This is a genomic window from Neisseria sicca (assembly GCF_017753665.1).
Taxonomy (GTDB): Bacteria; Pseudomonadota; Gammaproteobacteria; order Burkholderiales; family Neisseriaceae; genus Neisseria; species Neisseria flava.
In genome coordinates this window covers 944,626-960,421 of the sequence record NZ_CP072524.1, presented here as the reverse complement: position 1 = coordinate 960,421, position 15,796 = coordinate 944,626, and the positions used below count along the sequence as shown (strand labels likewise).

Genomic DNA, 15,796 nt, shown 5'->3' with positions numbered 1-15,796 from the left:
AAAGGTCGTCTGAAAGCCTATGGACAAGGTTTTCAGACGACCTTTGTTCGTTGTATCCTTTCATTATGTTTCACGGTATAGGGAAATTTTCAGGCATATTCAATTTCTTTGATCAGGCTGTTATCCGCTTTTTCAGACGACCTCGGGTAGGTAACTGATGAAGCGGATACATACCTGCGGGTGAGGCGTCGGCAGAGCTTTTAAGCCGTAAGCCCGATGGAATCAGCCGTGACGAACAGGTCGTCTGAAATCCCGTTTTCTGCAAAAAAGGCCACATCATGAACACCGTTTCCATCCAAAACCTTTCCCACCGCTACGGCAAGACTCTTGCGCTTGACGATGTGTCGCTGGACATCCCGAAGGGCGCGACGGTCGGTTTGATCGGGCCGGACGGGGTGGGCAAATCGACGCTGCTCTCGCTGATGGCGGGCGTGAAGGTGATTCAGGATGGGCGGGTGGAAGTGTTGGGCGGCGATATGGCGGACAAGGATGTGCGGCGGGATTTGTCGCACCGCATCGCCTTTATGCCGCAGGGTTTGGGGCGCAATCTGTATCCTACCTTGTCGGTGTATGAGAATATCGATTTTCATGCGCGGCTGTTTGGTTTGGACGGGCAGGAACGCACGCGGCAGATTGCGCGGCTGATGGAGGCGACCCGCCTTGCGCCGTTTTCCGGCAGGGCGGCGGGCAAACTTTCGGGCGGGATGAAGCAGAAGCTGAGTTTGTGCTGCGCGCTGGTGCACAGCCCGGATTTGCTGATTTTGGACGAACCAACCACGGGCGTGGATCCTTTGTCGCGCCGCCAGTTTTGGGCGCTGGTGGACGATTTGCGGCGTGAACACTCGGGCATGACCGTGATTGTGGCGACCGCCTATATTGAAGAAGCGCAGCGTTTCGAGCGGCTGCTGGCGATGGACGCGGGCAGGCTGCTGGAAAACAAGCCTACCGCCGATGTGCTGGCGGATTACGGCACCGACGTGTTGGAAGAGGCCTACGTCAAAATGCTGCCACCGGAGAAACAGCAGGGTTCGGGCGGTTTGGAAATCACGCCGTTCGTTCCCGATCCCGATGCGCCGCCTGCGATGGAAGCGCACGGGCTGACCAAGCGTTTCGGCGATTTCACCGCCGTGGACCATGTCAGCTTCACCATTCAAAAAGGCGAGATTTTCGGCTTTCTCGGTAGCAACGGCTGCGGCAAGTCCACCACCATGAAAATGCTGACCGGCCTGTTGGAAGCGACCGAAGGCGACGCCACGCTATTGGGCAAGCCGATAGACGCGGGCGGCTTGGATACGAAAATGCGCGTCGGCTATATGTCGCAGGCGTTTTCGCTGTATGAGGAACTGAGCGTGCGCCGCAATCTGGATTTGCATGCCAGACTCTACCAAATGGGTGCTAAAGGCGCGGCGGCGGTGGAAGAGGCCCTGCAACAGTTTGATTTGGCGGACGTTGCCGACACCGCGCCCGCATCGCTGCCGTTGGGCATCCGACAACGCCTGCAACTTGCCGCCGCCTGCCTGCACCACCCCGAAGTATTAATTTTGGACGAACCGACTTCGGGGGTCGACCCCGCCGCCCGCGATATGTTCTGGCGGCATCTTCTGAAACTCTCCCGCGAAGACAAAATCACCATTTTCGTTTCCACCCACTTTATGAACGAAGCCGCCCGCTGCGACCGCATTTCCTTTATGCACAAAGGCCGCGTGTTGGCGGTGGGCACGCCCGCCGAACTGGCGGCAAGGCAGAATGCGCCGGATTTGGAAGAAGCGTTTGTGCAGTATCTGATTGAAGCGGAAGGCGGGGAAGGTGAGGAAAGGTCGTCCCGTCAGGAGGCTGCACAATCTGAAAGTGAACAGCGCGAGTTTCGCCAAAATACAGACGGCGTGCGTGAACAAAGTTCACACACCCTACCGGCGGAAACCCCGACCGTAGGGTATTCGGCGCAAGCCACGCACGCGGAAGTGGCATCGGATGACAGTCATTCTGAACTTTCAGACGACCTTCAAGGAAAAGATACAGGGTCGTCTGAAACCCAAAACAGCGTGCGTAAACAAAGTTCACACACCCTACCGGCGGAAACTCCGGCCGTAGGGTGTGTGGCGCAAGCCACGCACGCGGAAGTGGCATCGGATGATAGGCATTCTGAACTTTCAGACGACCTTCAAGGAAAAGATATAGGGTCGTCTGAAACCCAAAACGGCGTGCGTGAACCAAGTTCACACACCCTGCCGAAGGAAACTCCGGCCGTAGGGTGTGTGGCGCAAGCCACGCACGTGGAAGGGGAATCGGATGACAGGTATTCTGAATTTTCAGACGACCTTCAAGGAAAAGATACAGGGTCGTCTGAAACCCAAAACGATGTGCGTGAACCAAGTTCACACACACTACGAGACAACCCAAACACCCAAAGCTTCAAATACCGCTTCTCCATGATTTGGACCTTCGCCCGCCGCGAAGCCAAAGAGCTCCTGCGCGACAAAATCCGCCTGTTTTTTGCCGTGTTCGGTCCGCTGATTATCATGGCGTCGGTATCGTGGGGGATTTCGTTTGACGTACGTAATCTGAAATTCGCCGTTTACGACCGCGACCAAACCGCCGCCAGCCGCGAGCTGGTCGAATATTTCGACGGTTCGCGCTACTTCCTCCAACAGCCGCCGATACAGTCCGAAGCCGAAATCGACACCGTGCTCAAAAGCTCCGGCGCCATATTGGTCATCGATATTCCGAGCGGTTTCGGGCGCGATTTGGCGCGCGGGCTCAAACCTGAAGTCGGGTTCTATGTGGACGGCTCCATGCCGTTTAACGCCACCAACATCCGCGGCTACATCGGCAGCCTGATCACCGCCTACACTAAAGACCGCATCGCCGAAAGCGGGCTGCCCGTTTCGCTCAAAGCCCCCGCCGGCATCGAACCGCGCTTTATGTACAATCAGGATTTCGACAGCATCAACGCCATCGCCCCGGGCGTGATGATGCTGGTGTTGATGATGATACCCGCCATGATGTCGGCGGTCGGCGTGGTGCGCGAACGCGAAATCGGCTCTATCGCCAATTTCTACGCATCGCCCGCTGCCGTGGCGCAATATCTGATCGGCAAACAGCTTCCCTATATCGCCGTCGGTATGGTCAATTTTGCCGCCATGATGCTGATGATTATTTACCTGTTCGGCGTGCCGCTCAAAGGCTCGTTTGCCGGACTCGCCGTCGGCACGCTCTTGATGGTGTCCGCCAGTACCGCGCTGGGACTTTTGATTTCCTGCTTCGTGCGCTCCCAGCTCGCCGCCATCTTCGCCACCGCCATCATCACCATGATTCCCGCGCAAACCTATTCCGGCTTTCTCTACCCGCTGTCCACCATGGAAGGCGGCGCACTGGTTATCGGCAAAACCTTCCCGTCGTCGTGGTACTACACCGTCAGCGTCGGCAGCTTTACCAAAGGGCTGCACACTGCCGACCTGTTGCATGAATACGCCGCCATCGCCGCCTTTGCCGCCACCAGCCTGATTTTGGCGTGTGTGTTGTTGAAGAAACAGGAGAAGTGAGAGGTCGTCTGAAAATTTTTCAGACGACCCCTGTCTATACTATTCCTTCTTGAGTCAATGCCACCCGCTGCCCGAAGTCTTTCAGTTTGGAATATTGTTCAACTAATCGCGGCAAGTCGTCCAGGCTGATGATGAACATCCACATATAAATACTGACTAAATCTGCGCAGAAGTACGCGTATCAATGACCGGCGTTGCCGCACCGACCGGCAACAATCAAAAAAGCCACCAAGCCGCAGAACATGGCTTGCCAAACATTGTTGTCAATAAGCCTCCGGTTTATCCGGTAAGTGTTCCAATATTTTTACTCAAATTGGCGTGTTGTCTTTGTCGAAATGATATATGCTGATTTTTTTTTAAAGGAGCGTGCAAGATGAAAATCAAAGGATTGTTATTATTAGGAGCTATGTGTTTTGCTGCTTACGCACAGTCGGAAAGTTTGCCTCCGCTGCAAACCGTTCCGAAATTAGATGTGCAGCGTTATGCAGGACAGTGGTACGAAATCGCGCGATTGCCTATGCCTTACCAAAGTCATTGTGTATCGGATGTGACGGCGTTTTATAAGATTAAGAGCAAGGACACTATCAGCGTGACCAACCGTTGTTTGAAGGCGGATGGAACTTGGTCGTCGGCGGAAGGGCTGGCACGTGTGCAGAACGCCGAAAACACCAAGTTGAGCGTGACTTTTCTGCCCAAAGCGATTCGATGGCTACCTGTAGGCAAGGCACCTTATTGGGTGATGGCTTTGGACAGCAATTACCAATATGCGATGGTAGGACAGCCCGATAGGAAATATTTGTGGATATTGTCACGCACACCGAATATGGATGAAGCGGTATATCAAGCGTATTTGCAGCGTGCAAAAGAGCAAGGCTATGATTTATCTGCGCTTATTCATACCAAGCATAGGAAGTAAAATACTTTGGATGCATCTTTCAAAGCAAAAAAGGTGTCTGCCTGTGAACGAAACCGACAGCCTCCCGCCCATGTTTGACAGCACCGACATCCATGCGCTCTCGGCAGTGGATGCGGCGCGGGCTGAATAAGTGGGGCTTTTGATGAAACCGCTACGGAGTGGGTTTGCCGGGGATCGTAGAGGTCGTCTGAAAAACTCGATATGGGCGAGGGCGGTCTGACGGAAATCGTCAACGTCAAATGCCGCCCCGAACACATCGGCTCATGGCGCGCGACGGCAGGCATCCTGCCCGCCTACCACATGAACAAAGAACACTGGTTGAGCATCGTATTGGCGCAAACGCCCGCAGAAAATGTGTGGCGGCTGATAGACGACAGCTTCCTGCTGACACGCTAGGATTGGTTAACTTCACACATTAGATACAAGAGAACATATATCCGACATTACCCTTATCCCCGTTCAAGAACACGAAAAAGACGAGTTTATCCGCGCCTTGCAGCAGTCGTTCAGATTGGCGATGGCAGACGATTTGGACGACGGAGAAGAAGTTATCAGCCGAGAAGAAATCGAAGAATCCATGAATGCACCCAAAGCAGAGAGCTATCACATTGTTGCCGACGGCGAAAAAGCAGGCGGCGCGGTAATTGTCGTCAATGCTGAAACGGAGCGCGGTTCGTTGGATTTGCTATTTATGTTCCCGCAGAAACACGGGAGCGGCTTGGGCGGGAAAGCGTGGCGGGCGATAGAGCGGCTGCACCCCGAAGTACGCGTCTGGGAAACGCATACGCCTTATTTTGAGAAGCGCAATATCCATTTCTACGTCAATAAATGTGGCTTTAAAATCGTGGAGTTTTTCAATCCGCACCACCCCGATACCACTAGAGCGCAAGCAGCGGGGCAAGATGAAGCCTTTGAATATTTCTTCCGTTTTGAAAAAGAAATGCCGCAACAGCCGTAGAATGTGCTTTCTTGTCTTGAGCTTTTCAGACTTTATAGTGGATTAAAATTGCAATGATACGGCGTTGCCAACGCCCTTATGTACTACCCGTACACGGCGGGCGTTGCCGCCTTGTCTCATTTTTATTTTAATCCACTATATTTATTAAATTTCAGGAGAAAACATGAAAACCATAGGCATCATCGGTGGTATGAGTCCCGAAAGCACCGTGCTCTACTACCAAATCATCAACCGCGAGACCAACCGCCGTTTGGGCGGCAACCGCAGTGCCAAAATCCTGCTCGACAGCGTGGATTTTGAAGAAATCGTCCGTTTGCAGAAAAGCGGCGATTGGGCGGCGGCGGGAAACGTGTTGGCGCAAAGCGCGCGGAAGCTGGAAGCGGGCGGCGCGGATTTTTTGCTGCTCGCCACCAACACCATGCACAAAGTCGCCCCCGCCATCGAACAGGCGGCCGGCATCCCCTTGCTGCACGTCGTCGATGCCACCGCCGCCGCCATCAAACGGCAGGGCTTGTCCGCCGTCGGCCTGCTTGGCACGCGCTTTACCATGAGCGACGGCTTTTATACGGAGCGCATGGGTTCGCAGGGCGTACAAACCATAGCTCCGACCGCCGCCGAACAAGACGAAATCCACCGCATTATTTTTGACGAACTGTGTCTGAACCGCATCCGCCCCGAATCCGCACGCTACTTTTACGACGTGATAGGTCGTCTGAAAAACGAAGGCGCGCAGGGTGTGATACTCGGCTGTACCGAAATCTGCCTGCTTGTGAACGAAACCGACAGCCCGCTGCCCGTGTTCGACAGCACCGCCATCCATGCGCTCTCGGCAGTGGATGCGGCGCTGACGGAATAAGTGGGACTGCTGATTAAACTGTTACGGAGTGGGTTTGCCGGGAATCGCGGTAGAGCATGTTTTGGAGTTTTAGATTGGATGGTTTATCTGAATTGTCCAATCCCAAAAAAGATTCAAGCGGTTTTATAGTGGGTTAAATTTAAATCAGGACAAGGCGACGAAGCCGCAGACAGTACAAATAGTACGGCAAGGCGAGGCAACGCCGTACTGGTTTAAATTTAATCCACTATACCAAAAATCCCAGCCTACTATCCAAAACACCATACACAAAAGCCCCCACTATGCCCAGTCGCACCGCCACCATCCTGACCACCGCGCTCGCCCCGCTGATTTGGGGCAGCACTTATCTCGTAACCACCGAATTTCTGCCACCAGACAGGCCGTTTACTGCTGCGCTTATCCGTGTTTTACCCGCCGGGCTTTTGCTGTTGGCGTGGACGCGGCGCATACCCAAACGCGACGAATGGGCGACCGTTGTCTTGCTCGGTTTTTTGAACATCGGCTTTTTTCAAGCTATGCTGTTTGTGGCGGCGTATCGCTTGCCGGGCGGACTGGCGGCGGTATTGAGTTCGACGCAGACGCTGATGGTGCTGGTGTTCACTTGGTTAATCGGTAAAACCATGCCGCCCAAAGCGGCTTGGGCTTGGTCGGCGGCAGGGGTTTTGGGGATTGCGCTCTTGGTTTTGTCGCCGCAGGCGCGCTATGACGGGATGGGGATTTTGGCGGCATTGGCGGGCGCGGCGGCGATGGCGTTGGGCGTGTATTTGTCGAAACACCGCCGCACTTCGTTGCCCGTGTTGGCGTTTACCGGCTGGCAGCTTTTTATCGGCGGCTTGTTTTTACTGCCCGTCGCCCTGCTTGCCGAACCGCCGCTTGAATCGTTAAGCCCCGCCAATATCGGCGGCTATCTGTATTTGTGCCTGTTTGGTGCCGTGTTGGCTTATGTGTTGTTTTTCAGAGGAATTGCCAAACTTTCGCCTGCTGCGGTTTCGTCGCTGGGACTACTCAGTCCTGTCTCAGCATTTGTCTTGGGCTGGCTGTTTTTAGGACAAAGCATGGACGCGAAATCGCTGGCAGGATTTGCGTTGGTATTGGTATCGATATTCGGGGTGCAACGTGCAGTCATGAAAAAGGTCGTCTGAAAACCCAAACTTCGGTTTGAACTGGACCCCAAATCTTGGACACTCATAAAAGCCTTTTCAGGCGCTCTGTGTAAGCTGGGTTCTGTATGCGACAGGACTCAGCTTTTTCAATTTCAAACTGCAACGCTCCCGGTTGTAGTAATCCATATAATCATCTATCTGTTTCATCAATTCGTCCACCGTCAATTCTCCTGCACGGTAGAAACACTCCGTCTTCAGCACCGCAAACTTCAGCACCGCAAAGAAGCTTTCCATCGGTGCATTGTCCCAACAGTTCGCCTTTCGCGACATGCTTTGCACCATGGAATGCTCCGCAAGCAATTCCCTATACCCCGCCGTACGGTACAGCACACCTTGGTCGGAATGCAGCATCGTTCCCTTATCAGTCAGACGGGGTGCGGCTTTTTCGAGCATTTCCTTCACCATTTCACTGTTAGCATTGCGGCTCATGGCGTAGGCGACGATTTCGCGGTTGAACAAGTCCAAGATTGGCGAGAGGTACAGTTTGCCGTCGCTCCCTTTGAGTTCGGTCACGTCGGTCAGCCATTTTTCGTTGGGCTTTCGGGCTTTGAACCGGCGTTTGAGGAGGTGTTCCGATATTTCGCCCATGGCGGGATGGCGGTAGGCTTTTTCGCCCGTATAAGGGCTTTCAGCCCCAACTGCTTCATCAACCTCGCTGCTTTTTTGCGGTTCCAATCCAATGCTGCGGCAATGCGCCTTTGCCCGTAGCGTCCTTTATGCCGTTCGTAGATTTCGGCGATAAGGGCTTTGTCGGCTGCATCGGGGTCGGGCCGGTCTTGGTGATGGTAGTAAAAGCTGCTTTTGGGCAGGTTTGCGATGTGCAGCAGGTATTTGAGCGGGTGTTGCGCCCTCAGTGCTTGGACGGTTTGGCTTTGTCCTTTGCGGTCTGCTTTTGGCTGAGGGCTTTCAACTCCTTTAGGTAGGCGACCTTTGCGCGCATATAGCACAACTCTTCGATAAGCTCTGCCTGTGTTTTTTCTTGGTCGGGTTTGTCGGCGATGAAGGGGTTTTTGCGGTGGTCGGTCATGGTTTTGGATTGGGGATGTTCGAGTGCGCCGATGCCGCCTTCCTGATAGGCGCGTATCCATCGCCGCAGGTGGGTTCGTGAGATGCCGTAATGGTCTGCGGTACGCTGTTGGCTGCGTATGTGCAGGTAGTGGAGTACGGCTTGGTATTTGAAGTGTAATGTATATTTGCTCATAAAAAAACTGCACCTTGTGAGTTGGAGGGGATGTGTCCAACTTTTGGGGTGCAGTTCAAACCCAAACTTCGGTTTTTAGACGACCTTTTTGCTTTTTAAATTCAAATCAATCTATTTAAGTTCAAATCGTACCGCTGCCTTGCGCTTTCGGTTTGGCGGCACCGAATTCCAGTTTGCTCAAGGCGGAGAGGTAGGCTTTGGAAGTGGCGACCAAAACGTCGGTATCCGCGCCTTGTCCGTTGACGACACGGTTGCCGCGTGCCAGCCGCACACTGGTTTCGCCTTGGCTTTCCGTGCCTTGCGTTACGGCGTTGACGGAATAAATCTGTAAAGTCGCGCCGCTTTGCGCCACGCTCTCAATCGCTTTGAAAATCGCGTCTACAGGGCCGGAGCCGCTGGCCGAAGCGCGTTTTTCTTCGCCTTTGATGCTGAACACGATGTCGGCGCGCGGCTCTTCGCCGGTTTCGGTGCTGATTTTTTGGGAGATGAATTTGTAGCTTTCGGCGTTCATGCTGCCCATTTCGTCGGACACCAACGCGTGCAGGTCTTCATCGAAGATTTCACGTTTTTTGTCGGCAAGTTCTTTGAAGCGGGCAAATGCGGCGTTCAGCGCCTCTTCGCTTTCCAACTCGATGCCCAAATCCGCCAGTTTGCTGCGGAACGCGCTGCGGCCGGACAATTTGCCCAAGGTCAGGCGGTTGGTTGACCAGCCGACCGATTCGGCAGTCATGATTTCATAGGTTTCGGGGTGTTTCAACACGCCGTCCTGATGGATGCCTGATTCGTGTGCAAAGGCGTTTGCGCCGACCACCGCTTTGTTGGGCTGAATCGGATAGCCGGTAATGGTGGACACCAGTTTGGATACCGGCACGATTTGTGTGGTGTCGATGCCGGTTTCCAAGCCGAAAAGGTCATGGCGCACTTTCAACGCCATCACGATTTCTTCAAGGCTGGCATTGCCCGCGCGTTCGCCCAAGCCGTTGATGGTGCATTCCACCTGGCGCACGCCTGCCTGAACAGCGGCCAGCGAGTTGGCAACCGCCATACCCAAGTCGTTGTGGCAGTGGGTCGACCAGACTACTTTGTCGCCGTTGGGTACGCTTTTGATGATGTTGCTGATACGCTCGTACCACACGGAAGGGATGGAGTAGCCGACAGTATCGGGAATATTGATGGTGGTCGCGCCCGCTTCGATAACCGCCGTAAAGATTTTGGCGAGGAAGTCCAAATCCGAACGCACGGCGTCTTCGGCGGAAAATTCCACATCGTCGGTGTATTCTTTGGCGATTTTCACCGCTTTGACCGCCGCATCGATGACCTGCTGCGGCTTCATTTTCAGTTTGTGCTCCATGTGGATGGGACTGGTGGCGATGAAGGTATGGATGCGTTTTTTCGGCGCGGGGGAAACGGCTTCGCCTGCCTTACGCACATCGTTTTCAACGGCACGCGCCAACGAGCAGACTGTGGATTTGGTGATGATTTTGGCAATCGCATTGACCGATTCGAAATCGCCCGGACTGGCGGCGGCAAAACCCGCCTCAATCACATCCACGCCCATTTTCTCCAACTGGCGGGCAATGCGGATTTTCTCCTCTTTGGTCATGGATGCACCGGGCGACTGCTCGCCGTCACGCATGGTGGTGTCGAAAATAATTACGCGGTTGGTCTGTGTCATTTCTGTTCTCTCCAGAGATTCGTTTTTTTGTAAAAAAGCATTTAAATCCAGCGGTCTGCCTTGCGCTTCCGCCAGCGCGGTCAGCTTTTGCAGTTGCGCCAAAGGCAGCGATCCGCGCGTGCGCCATTTATAGATGGCAGCGGTTGTTGCGGCATTTTCGGGATCGTGCTGTTTCAACGCTTCGGCAAGTGCATTCACGCCGCCGAAATAAGCAACTAAGCGGTCAATGTCTAATTGCATGATGTTCCTTGTCCAAACTTTATCGAAATTATGGTTTGCTTTGGAAGGGAATTATACGCATTTTAGACAAAACGACAATCTATTTTTCTAAAAACACGAATTTACTTTTTAAAACTGGATTAATTTTATACTTTTTGTCTAAAAAGAATTGAATTAAAGGTCATCTGAAAAGCTTCAAGCTTCTTTTTCAGATGACCTTGATGACGTTTGTCTGGCTGTAATAAACCAGAGGGGAAAGAAAACAGGGTTATTGTGCCGGAGAAAAAGCGTCGGAATAGAAGGCTGTCTCAGGCAGGCTGCATTGTGCGGTCAACACGGATTTCGCGCTTTCGGTCATGGCGACGGAACCGCAGGCATAAACTTCGTAACCGCTCAAGTCGGGATAATCTTTTGCGGTAGCAGTTTGGACGTATCCTTTTTCGCCTTGCCAACCTTCAGTGGCTTTTGATAGGACGGGGGTGAAGCGGGCGTTTTTCAGACGACCTGTCAGCTCTTGCGCTTCTTCGAGTGCGTACAAATCATCTTGGTGCCGTGCACCCCAGTAGAAATGGACGGCGCGGCTGCTGTCTTGGCGGATAAGGTCGAGCAGGATGCTGCGGATGGGGGCATAGCCTGTACCGGTTGCCAAAAGGATGATGGGTTTGTCGCTGTCTTCTTGCAAGGTAAACGAACCGAGCGGGCCTTTGATGCGGATGATGCCTTTTTCTTTGACTTTGGGTTCGCTGCCGAAAATCATTTCCGAGCAGACGCCGTTTTCGCGCCTGCGGATGTGCAGTTCCAAAATGCCTTCTTGGTCGGGCGAATTGGCGATGGAGTAGCTGCGGCTGACGTTGCCCGGCAGCAGTAAATCAATGTATTGCCCGGCGTAGAAGGCAAACGGCGGAGCTTTGGGCAGCGCAAGTTTCAAGAGGGCGACATCGTGTTTGAAAACAATGCGTTCGATACGGGCGGGCAGGGTGCGGACGGGGAGGGCATTGGCGTTGTAGCCGGGAATGTTGATGCTGATGTCGCTTTGCGCGGTGGTGCAGCACATCAAAATCTTGCCTTGGGCTTTTTCTGCTTCGGATAAGGCCTGTTCAGAGTGTTCGCCCATTTGAATATCGCCTCTCACCAGTTCGGCTTTGCATTGCCCGCAGGCACCGCTTTTGCAGGAATGGGGCAGATTGAGGTTTTGACGGGCGGCAGCGGCTAAAACCGTTTCGCCGTCGTTGGCGGTAAAGGTGGTTTGGTCGGGTAGGGTAATGGTGTGGGTCATGGTTTGGTGTGGTTTGAATAGATTAAGTTAAAAGGTCGTCTGAAAGCTTGTTTCCCGTTTTACCTTCGTTGGAACTTTGCTTTCAGACGACCTGTGTGATAACGGATTAAGCCAGTTTGGCTTTAATCAGTTCTTGAACTTGTGCGGGATTCGCTTTGCCTTTGCTGGCTTTCATCACTTGTCCCACGATCGCATTCAGGGCTTTTTCGTTGCCGGATTTGAATTGTTCCACGGCTTTTGCATTGTTTGCCAGCACTCCGTCTACCATCGCTTCAATCGCGCCGGTATCGGTCATTTGCTGCAAGCCGTGTTTTTCGATGATTTCGGCAATGGAGGCTTCAGGTTCTGCCCACATGGCTTCAAAGGCTTTTTTCGCCAATTTGCTGCTTAATGTGCCGTCGGCGATTTTGCCTACCAGAGCGGCGAGGCGTGGGGCGGTAATCGGGCTGTCGGCAAGTTCCATGCCTTCTTTGTTCAGCGTGGCGGCAAGTTCGCCGTTCATCCAGTTGGCAGTCAGCTTGCCTTGTCCGCTGGCTTTGGCGGCTTCTTCAAAATAGGCAGCCTGCACGCGGCTGGCGGTGAGCAGGCGCGCGTCGTAGTCGCTCACGCCATAATCCGCCACGAAACGCGCCGCCATTTCTTTTGGCAGCTCGGGCATTTCTGCTTTGGCTTTTTGCAACCGGTCGTCTGAAATGATGACGGGCAGCAAATCGGGGTCGGGGAAGTAGCGGTAGTCATGCGCGTCTTCTTTCAAACGCATCACGCGGGTTTCGCCTTTTTCCGGGTCGAACAGCATAGTTGCCTGCTGTACTTTTCCGCCGTCTTCCAAAATCTCGATTTGCGCTTCTACTTCGTAATTAATCGCCTGCTCCAAGAAGCGGAAAGAATTGAGGTTTTTAATCTCGCGGCGCGTGCCGAATTCCGCTTGGCCCTTCGGACGCACGGATACGTTGGCATCGACGCGGAACGAACCTTCCGCCATGTTGCCGTCGCAGATGTCCAGCCATGTTACCAAGCTGTGCAAGGCTTTGGCGTAGGCAACGGCTTCGGCGGCGGAGCGCATTTCGGGTTCCGATACGACTTCCAACAGCGGCGTACCGGCACGGTTCAGGTCGATACCGGTTGCACCGTTCAAGCCCTCATGCACGGATTTGCCCGCGTCTTCTTCCATGTGCGCGCGGGTGACGTTGATGGTTTTCACATCGTCGCCAACCACGATTTCCAGTTTGCCGTGTTCTACAATCGGCAAATCCAACTGGCTGATTTGATACCCTTTGGGCAAGTCGGGGTAAAAGTAGTTTTTGCGGTCGAACACGTTTTTCTGGTTGATTTTCGCATCCAACGCCAAGCCCAATTTGATAGCTTTTTCAACGACTTCTCGGTTCATTACCGGCAGCACGCCCGGCAGCGCGCATTCCACCACGCTGGCGTGCGCATTGGGTTCCGCACCGAATGCGGTTGATGCGCCGCTGAAGATTTTGGATTGGGTGTTTAATTGGACGTGGATTTCCAAGCCGATTACTGTTTCCCAAGTCATAAGAGGTTCTTTCTTTTGATGTCAATAATATAAAGTGGTCAGCTGTTTTCAGACGACCTGTTTTGGTTTGTAGAGACAACAGGTCGTCTGAAAGCCCGGTATCAAGTCTTCTGAAAGCAAGCCTGCATCTCAGTCGCCATGTTATCCAGCATTTGGTAACGTTTGCGGTACATCGATCGTTTTTTGCTTTCGATTTCCGCCAAGTCTTTTCGCGGCGGGGTTTGCGGCAGATGCCAGTAGCCGTCGCTTTCGAGCGTTGCGCCGTTTTCCTGCCAAAACAGGTCGTAATTCATTTTGACCCGTTTCTTCAGTCGCCAGCGCAGTTTGACCTGATGCTCTTGGGCAATGCCGATGACGCCACCCAACTTGAGTGATGCCGAAAAATATTGCAGGGCGGTTACCATCAGTTGCTGCGGGCGCAGGCCGTGGAGTTGTTTGGTCAGGCTGCGGACAAGGTTTTTGGCTTCTTCCCCTGCGGGGCCTTGGATAGAAGCGACCAGCGGTTTACCGTCAACTAGAGCGAAGGTTGCCATGTAGAGACGTTTTCCTTCGTTATCGCGCAAGGATAGCGACCACATTCCTTCATCCACGCAATTATCGTTCCGGTTCAGCCACAAAGTCAGGTCGTCTGAAAGATGTGCTAAGACGATATGGAATTCGCGAGTCTCCATACCGGTAAGTGTTTCCTGTCCGAACAGTTTTTCGGCTGCCAACAGGTCTTCTTTCATAGCTTGCAGTCTGCGCTGTCTGTCAAAACGCTTATCAATAAAGGCATGAATCAAAGGATAGGCATCTTGTGGCAGCTTTTGGAAAAAAACACGACGTAGTGCGGAAGCATTGACAAAGGTCTCAAAATCCTTAATCTGCCTCCGTGCAAACAACTTGCGCAAGGTAAATTTCAAATGTTGGATTTGAAATTTTGGAGCGTTTTTATACACGGTTTTGAAGTCAGGAAAAACGAACTGCTCCGGCATCATGCTTTTCCATTAGGGGTTTTTGTATGCCAATCGCTCACCAGCTGCACTTGATGCGCTGCACCGAGGATTTTGGCTTCGGAGAAGTGGTTACCGATAAATTGCACACCGATGGGCAGTCCGTTACCGCTGAAACCTGCGGGCAGGGTCAGGGCGGGCAATCCTGCCAGATTCACTGCGATGGTGTAGATGTCGGAAAGGTACATCTGCACGGGATCGTGGATGTCGCTGCCGAGTTTGGGGGCGGCGGTGGGCGCAGTTGGGGCAAGGATGAAATCACATTGCGCGAATGCCGTCTGAAAATCGTTGGCAACGAGGCGGCGCAGTTTTTGGGCTTTCAAGTAATAGGCATCGTAGTAGCCGTGCGACAACACATAAGTGCCAATCATGATGCGGCGTTTGACTTCGCTGCCGAAGCCTTCGGCGCGGGTGTTGCTGTACATTTCTTCAAGGTCGCCGAATTGGGCGGCGCGGTGGCCGTAGCGCACGCCGTCGTAGCGGGAAAGGTTGGTGCTGGCTTCGGCGGAAGCGAGGACGTAGTAAGCGGGAATGGATAGGGCGGTTTGGGGCAGGGAGACTTCGATGGTTTCCGCGCCTTGCGCTTTTAAAAGGTCAATGACGTTTTGCAAAGCAGCCTGCACATCGGCATCCGCGCCTTCGCCGAAATATTCTTTAGGCAGACCGATTTTTATGCCTTTAAGCGGTTTGTCCAAATCGCGGGTGTAGTCTTCTTTGCTGCGTTCCAAGCTGGTGGAATCGCGCTCGTCAAAGCTCGCCGTTGCATTAAGCAAAATCGCGCAGTCTTCGGCGGTTTGCGCCATCGGGCCGGCTTGGTCGAAACTGGAGGCGTAGGCAACCATGCCGAAGCGGGAAACCGTGCCGTAGGTAGGTTTGATACCGGTGATGCCGCAGTGTGATGCGGGCTGGCGGATAGAGCCGCCAGTGTCCGAACCGAGCGCGGCAGGGGCAAGTCGTGCGGCAACGACGGCTGCGGAACCGCCAGACGAACCGCCGGGAACGTGTTCGGGATTCCACGGATTTTTGGTTGCGCCGTAGAACGAGGTTTCGTTGGTCGAACCCATGGCAAACTCGTCCATATTGGTACGACCGAGCGTTACCATGCCTTCGTCAAGCAGATTTTGAACGACGGTGGCAGTGTAGGGGGAGACAAAGTTGTCCAGCATTTTGGAGCTGCACGCACTGCGCCAACCTGTTTGACAGAAAATATCTTTGTAGGCGATGGGTACGCCGGTAAGCGCGGTGGCGGTACCTTGCGCGATACGCGCGTCGGCGGCACGGGCTTCTTCGAGGGTTTTGTCTTGGTCGAGGGTGATGTAGCCGTTGATAGCCGGGTTCTGCGCAGCAATGGCGGCGAGGTATTCGGTTGCCAGTTCGACGGCGGAGATTTGTTTGGATTGCAGCAGCTGGCTGGCTTGTTTGAGGGTGTATTGGGTCATTGCGCCATGATTCCTAATTAAG

Annotated in this window: 14 protein-coding genes and 2 pseudogenes; 7 read left to right on the top strand and 9 right to left on the bottom strand. The window is 53.6% G+C overall.

Annotated features, from left to right (window positions below):
- The first annotated feature begins 278 nt into the window (after nucleotides 1-278).
- The gene (locus J7445_RS04485; protein ID WP_209283205.1) at nucleotides 279-3,542 is read left to right on the top strand and encodes an ABC transporter ATP-binding protein/permease; all 3,264 of its coding nucleotides are present in this window, start codon (nucleotides 279-281) and stop codon (nucleotides 3,540-3,542) included.
- 34 nt (nucleotides 3,543-3,576) lie between these two features.
- Here J7445_RS04485 and J7445_RS12490 read toward each other — a convergent pair.
- A pseudogene (locus J7445_RS12490) lies at nucleotides 3,577-3,699 on the bottom strand (ABC transporter six-transmembrane domain-containing protein); the annotation flags it as partial.
- A gap of 216 nt (nucleotides 3,700-3,915) precedes the next feature.
- On the opposite strand from J7445_RS12490, the gene J7445_RS04480 reads away from it, so the two are divergent.
- The 6 genes and pseudogenes from J7445_RS04480 (at nucleotide 3,916) to J7445_RS04450 (ending at nucleotide 7,414) form a co-directional block, all read left to right on the top strand.
- Nucleotides 3,916-4,458, top strand: a complete 543-nt coding sequence (locus tag J7445_RS04480; RefSeq protein WP_070654529.1) for a lipocalin family protein — start codon at nucleotides 3,916-3,918, stop codon at nucleotides 4,456-4,458.
- Nucleotides 4,459-4,659: 201 nt separating this feature from the next.
- On the top strand, nucleotides 4,660-4,854 hold the full coding sequence (locus J7445_RS04470; protein ID WP_244969523.1) for an MmcQ/YjbR family DNA-binding protein: 195 nt from the start codon (nucleotides 4,660-4,662) through the stop codon (nucleotides 4,852-4,854).
- 97 nt (nucleotides 4,855-4,951) lie between these two features.
- Entirely contained in the window at nucleotides 4,952-5,416 is a 465-nt protein-coding gene (locus J7445_RS04465) for a GNAT family N-acetyltransferase (RefSeq protein WP_244969522.1), read from the top strand.
- Between the two features lie 163 nt (nucleotides 5,417-5,579).
- A complete protein-coding gene (locus J7445_RS04460) occupies nucleotides 5,580-6,272 on the top strand; it encodes an aspartate/glutamate racemase family protein (protein WP_101810019.1) in 693 nt (230 codons plus the stop codon).
- Nucleotides 6,273-6,387: 115 nt separating this feature from the next.
- Nucleotides 6,388-6,564 (top strand): annotated as a pseudogene (locus J7445_RS12485) (IS5/IS1182 family transposase); the annotation flags it as partial.
- The gene (locus J7445_RS04450; protein WP_209283204.1) at nucleotides 6,554-7,414 is read left to right on the top strand and encodes an EamA family transporter; all 861 of its coding nucleotides are present in this window, start codon (nucleotides 6,554-6,556) and stop codon (nucleotides 7,412-7,414) included. The pseudogene J7445_RS12485 and the gene J7445_RS04450, both read left to right, overlap by 11 nt.
- Before the next feature lie 57 nt (nucleotides 7,415-7,471).
- On the opposite strand, the gene J7445_RS04445 is transcribed toward J7445_RS04450, so the two are convergent.
- From J7445_RS04445 to gatA, 8 genes are all read right to left on the bottom strand, one after another.
- Nucleotides 7,472-8,023, bottom strand: coding sequence for an IS3 family transposase (locus J7445_RS04445; protein WP_209283018.1), 552 nt, complete (start codon nucleotides 8,021-8,023; stop codon nucleotides 7,472-7,474).
- Nucleotides 7,954-8,382 carry an IS3 family transposase gene (locus J7445_RS04440; protein ID WP_209283019.1) on the bottom strand — a complete coding sequence of 143 codons (429 nt, stop codon included), beginning with the start codon at nucleotides 8,380-8,382 and terminating at the stop codon, nucleotides 7,954-7,956. Before J7445_RS04440 ends, J7445_RS04445 begins: the two co-directional genes overlap by 70 nt.
- A complete protein-coding gene (locus J7445_RS04435) occupies nucleotides 8,286-8,636 on the bottom strand; it encodes a helix-turn-helix domain-containing protein (RefSeq protein ID WP_240600356.1) in 351 nt (116 codons plus the stop codon). Before J7445_RS04435 ends, J7445_RS04440 begins: the two co-directional genes overlap by 97 nt.
- A 121-nt stretch (nucleotides 8,637-8,757) precedes the next feature.
- Complete coding sequence (locus J7445_RS04430) at nucleotides 8,758-10,551, bottom strand: 2-isopropylmalate synthase (RefSeq protein WP_209283203.1); 1,794 nt, start codon at nucleotides 10,549-10,551, stop codon at nucleotides 8,758-8,760.
- Nucleotides 10,552-10,798: 247 nt separating this feature from the next.
- On the bottom strand, nucleotides 10,799-11,806 hold the full coding sequence (locus tag J7445_RS04425) for a 2Fe-2S iron-sulfur cluster-binding protein (RefSeq protein ID WP_070654414.1): 1,008 nt from the start codon (nucleotides 11,804-11,806) through the stop codon (nucleotides 10,799-10,801).
- Between the two features lie 106 nt (nucleotides 11,807-11,912).
- The gene (gatB, locus tag J7445_RS04420; protein WP_070539031.1) at nucleotides 11,913-13,343 is read right to left on the bottom strand and encodes an Asp-tRNA(Asn)/Glu-tRNA(Gln) amidotransferase subunit GatB; all 1,431 of its coding nucleotides are present in this window, start codon (nucleotides 13,341-13,343) and stop codon (nucleotides 11,913-11,915) included.
- A 101-nt stretch (nucleotides 13,344-13,444) separates the two neighbouring features.
- Nucleotides 13,445-14,317: a VirK/YbjX family protein gene (locus J7445_RS04415; protein ID WP_070654419.1), complete on the bottom strand. Its 873-nt coding sequence runs from the start codon at nucleotides 14,315-14,317 to the stop codon at nucleotides 13,445-13,447.
- Nucleotides 14,317-15,774, bottom strand: coding sequence for an Asp-tRNA(Asn)/Glu-tRNA(Gln) amidotransferase subunit GatA (gene gatA, locus J7445_RS04410; RefSeq protein ID WP_070654415.1), 1,458 nt, complete (start codon nucleotides 15,772-15,774; stop codon nucleotides 14,317-14,319). Before gatA ends, J7445_RS04415 begins: the two co-directional genes overlap by 1 nt.
- Nucleotides 15,775-15,796: the final 22 nt, after the last annotated feature.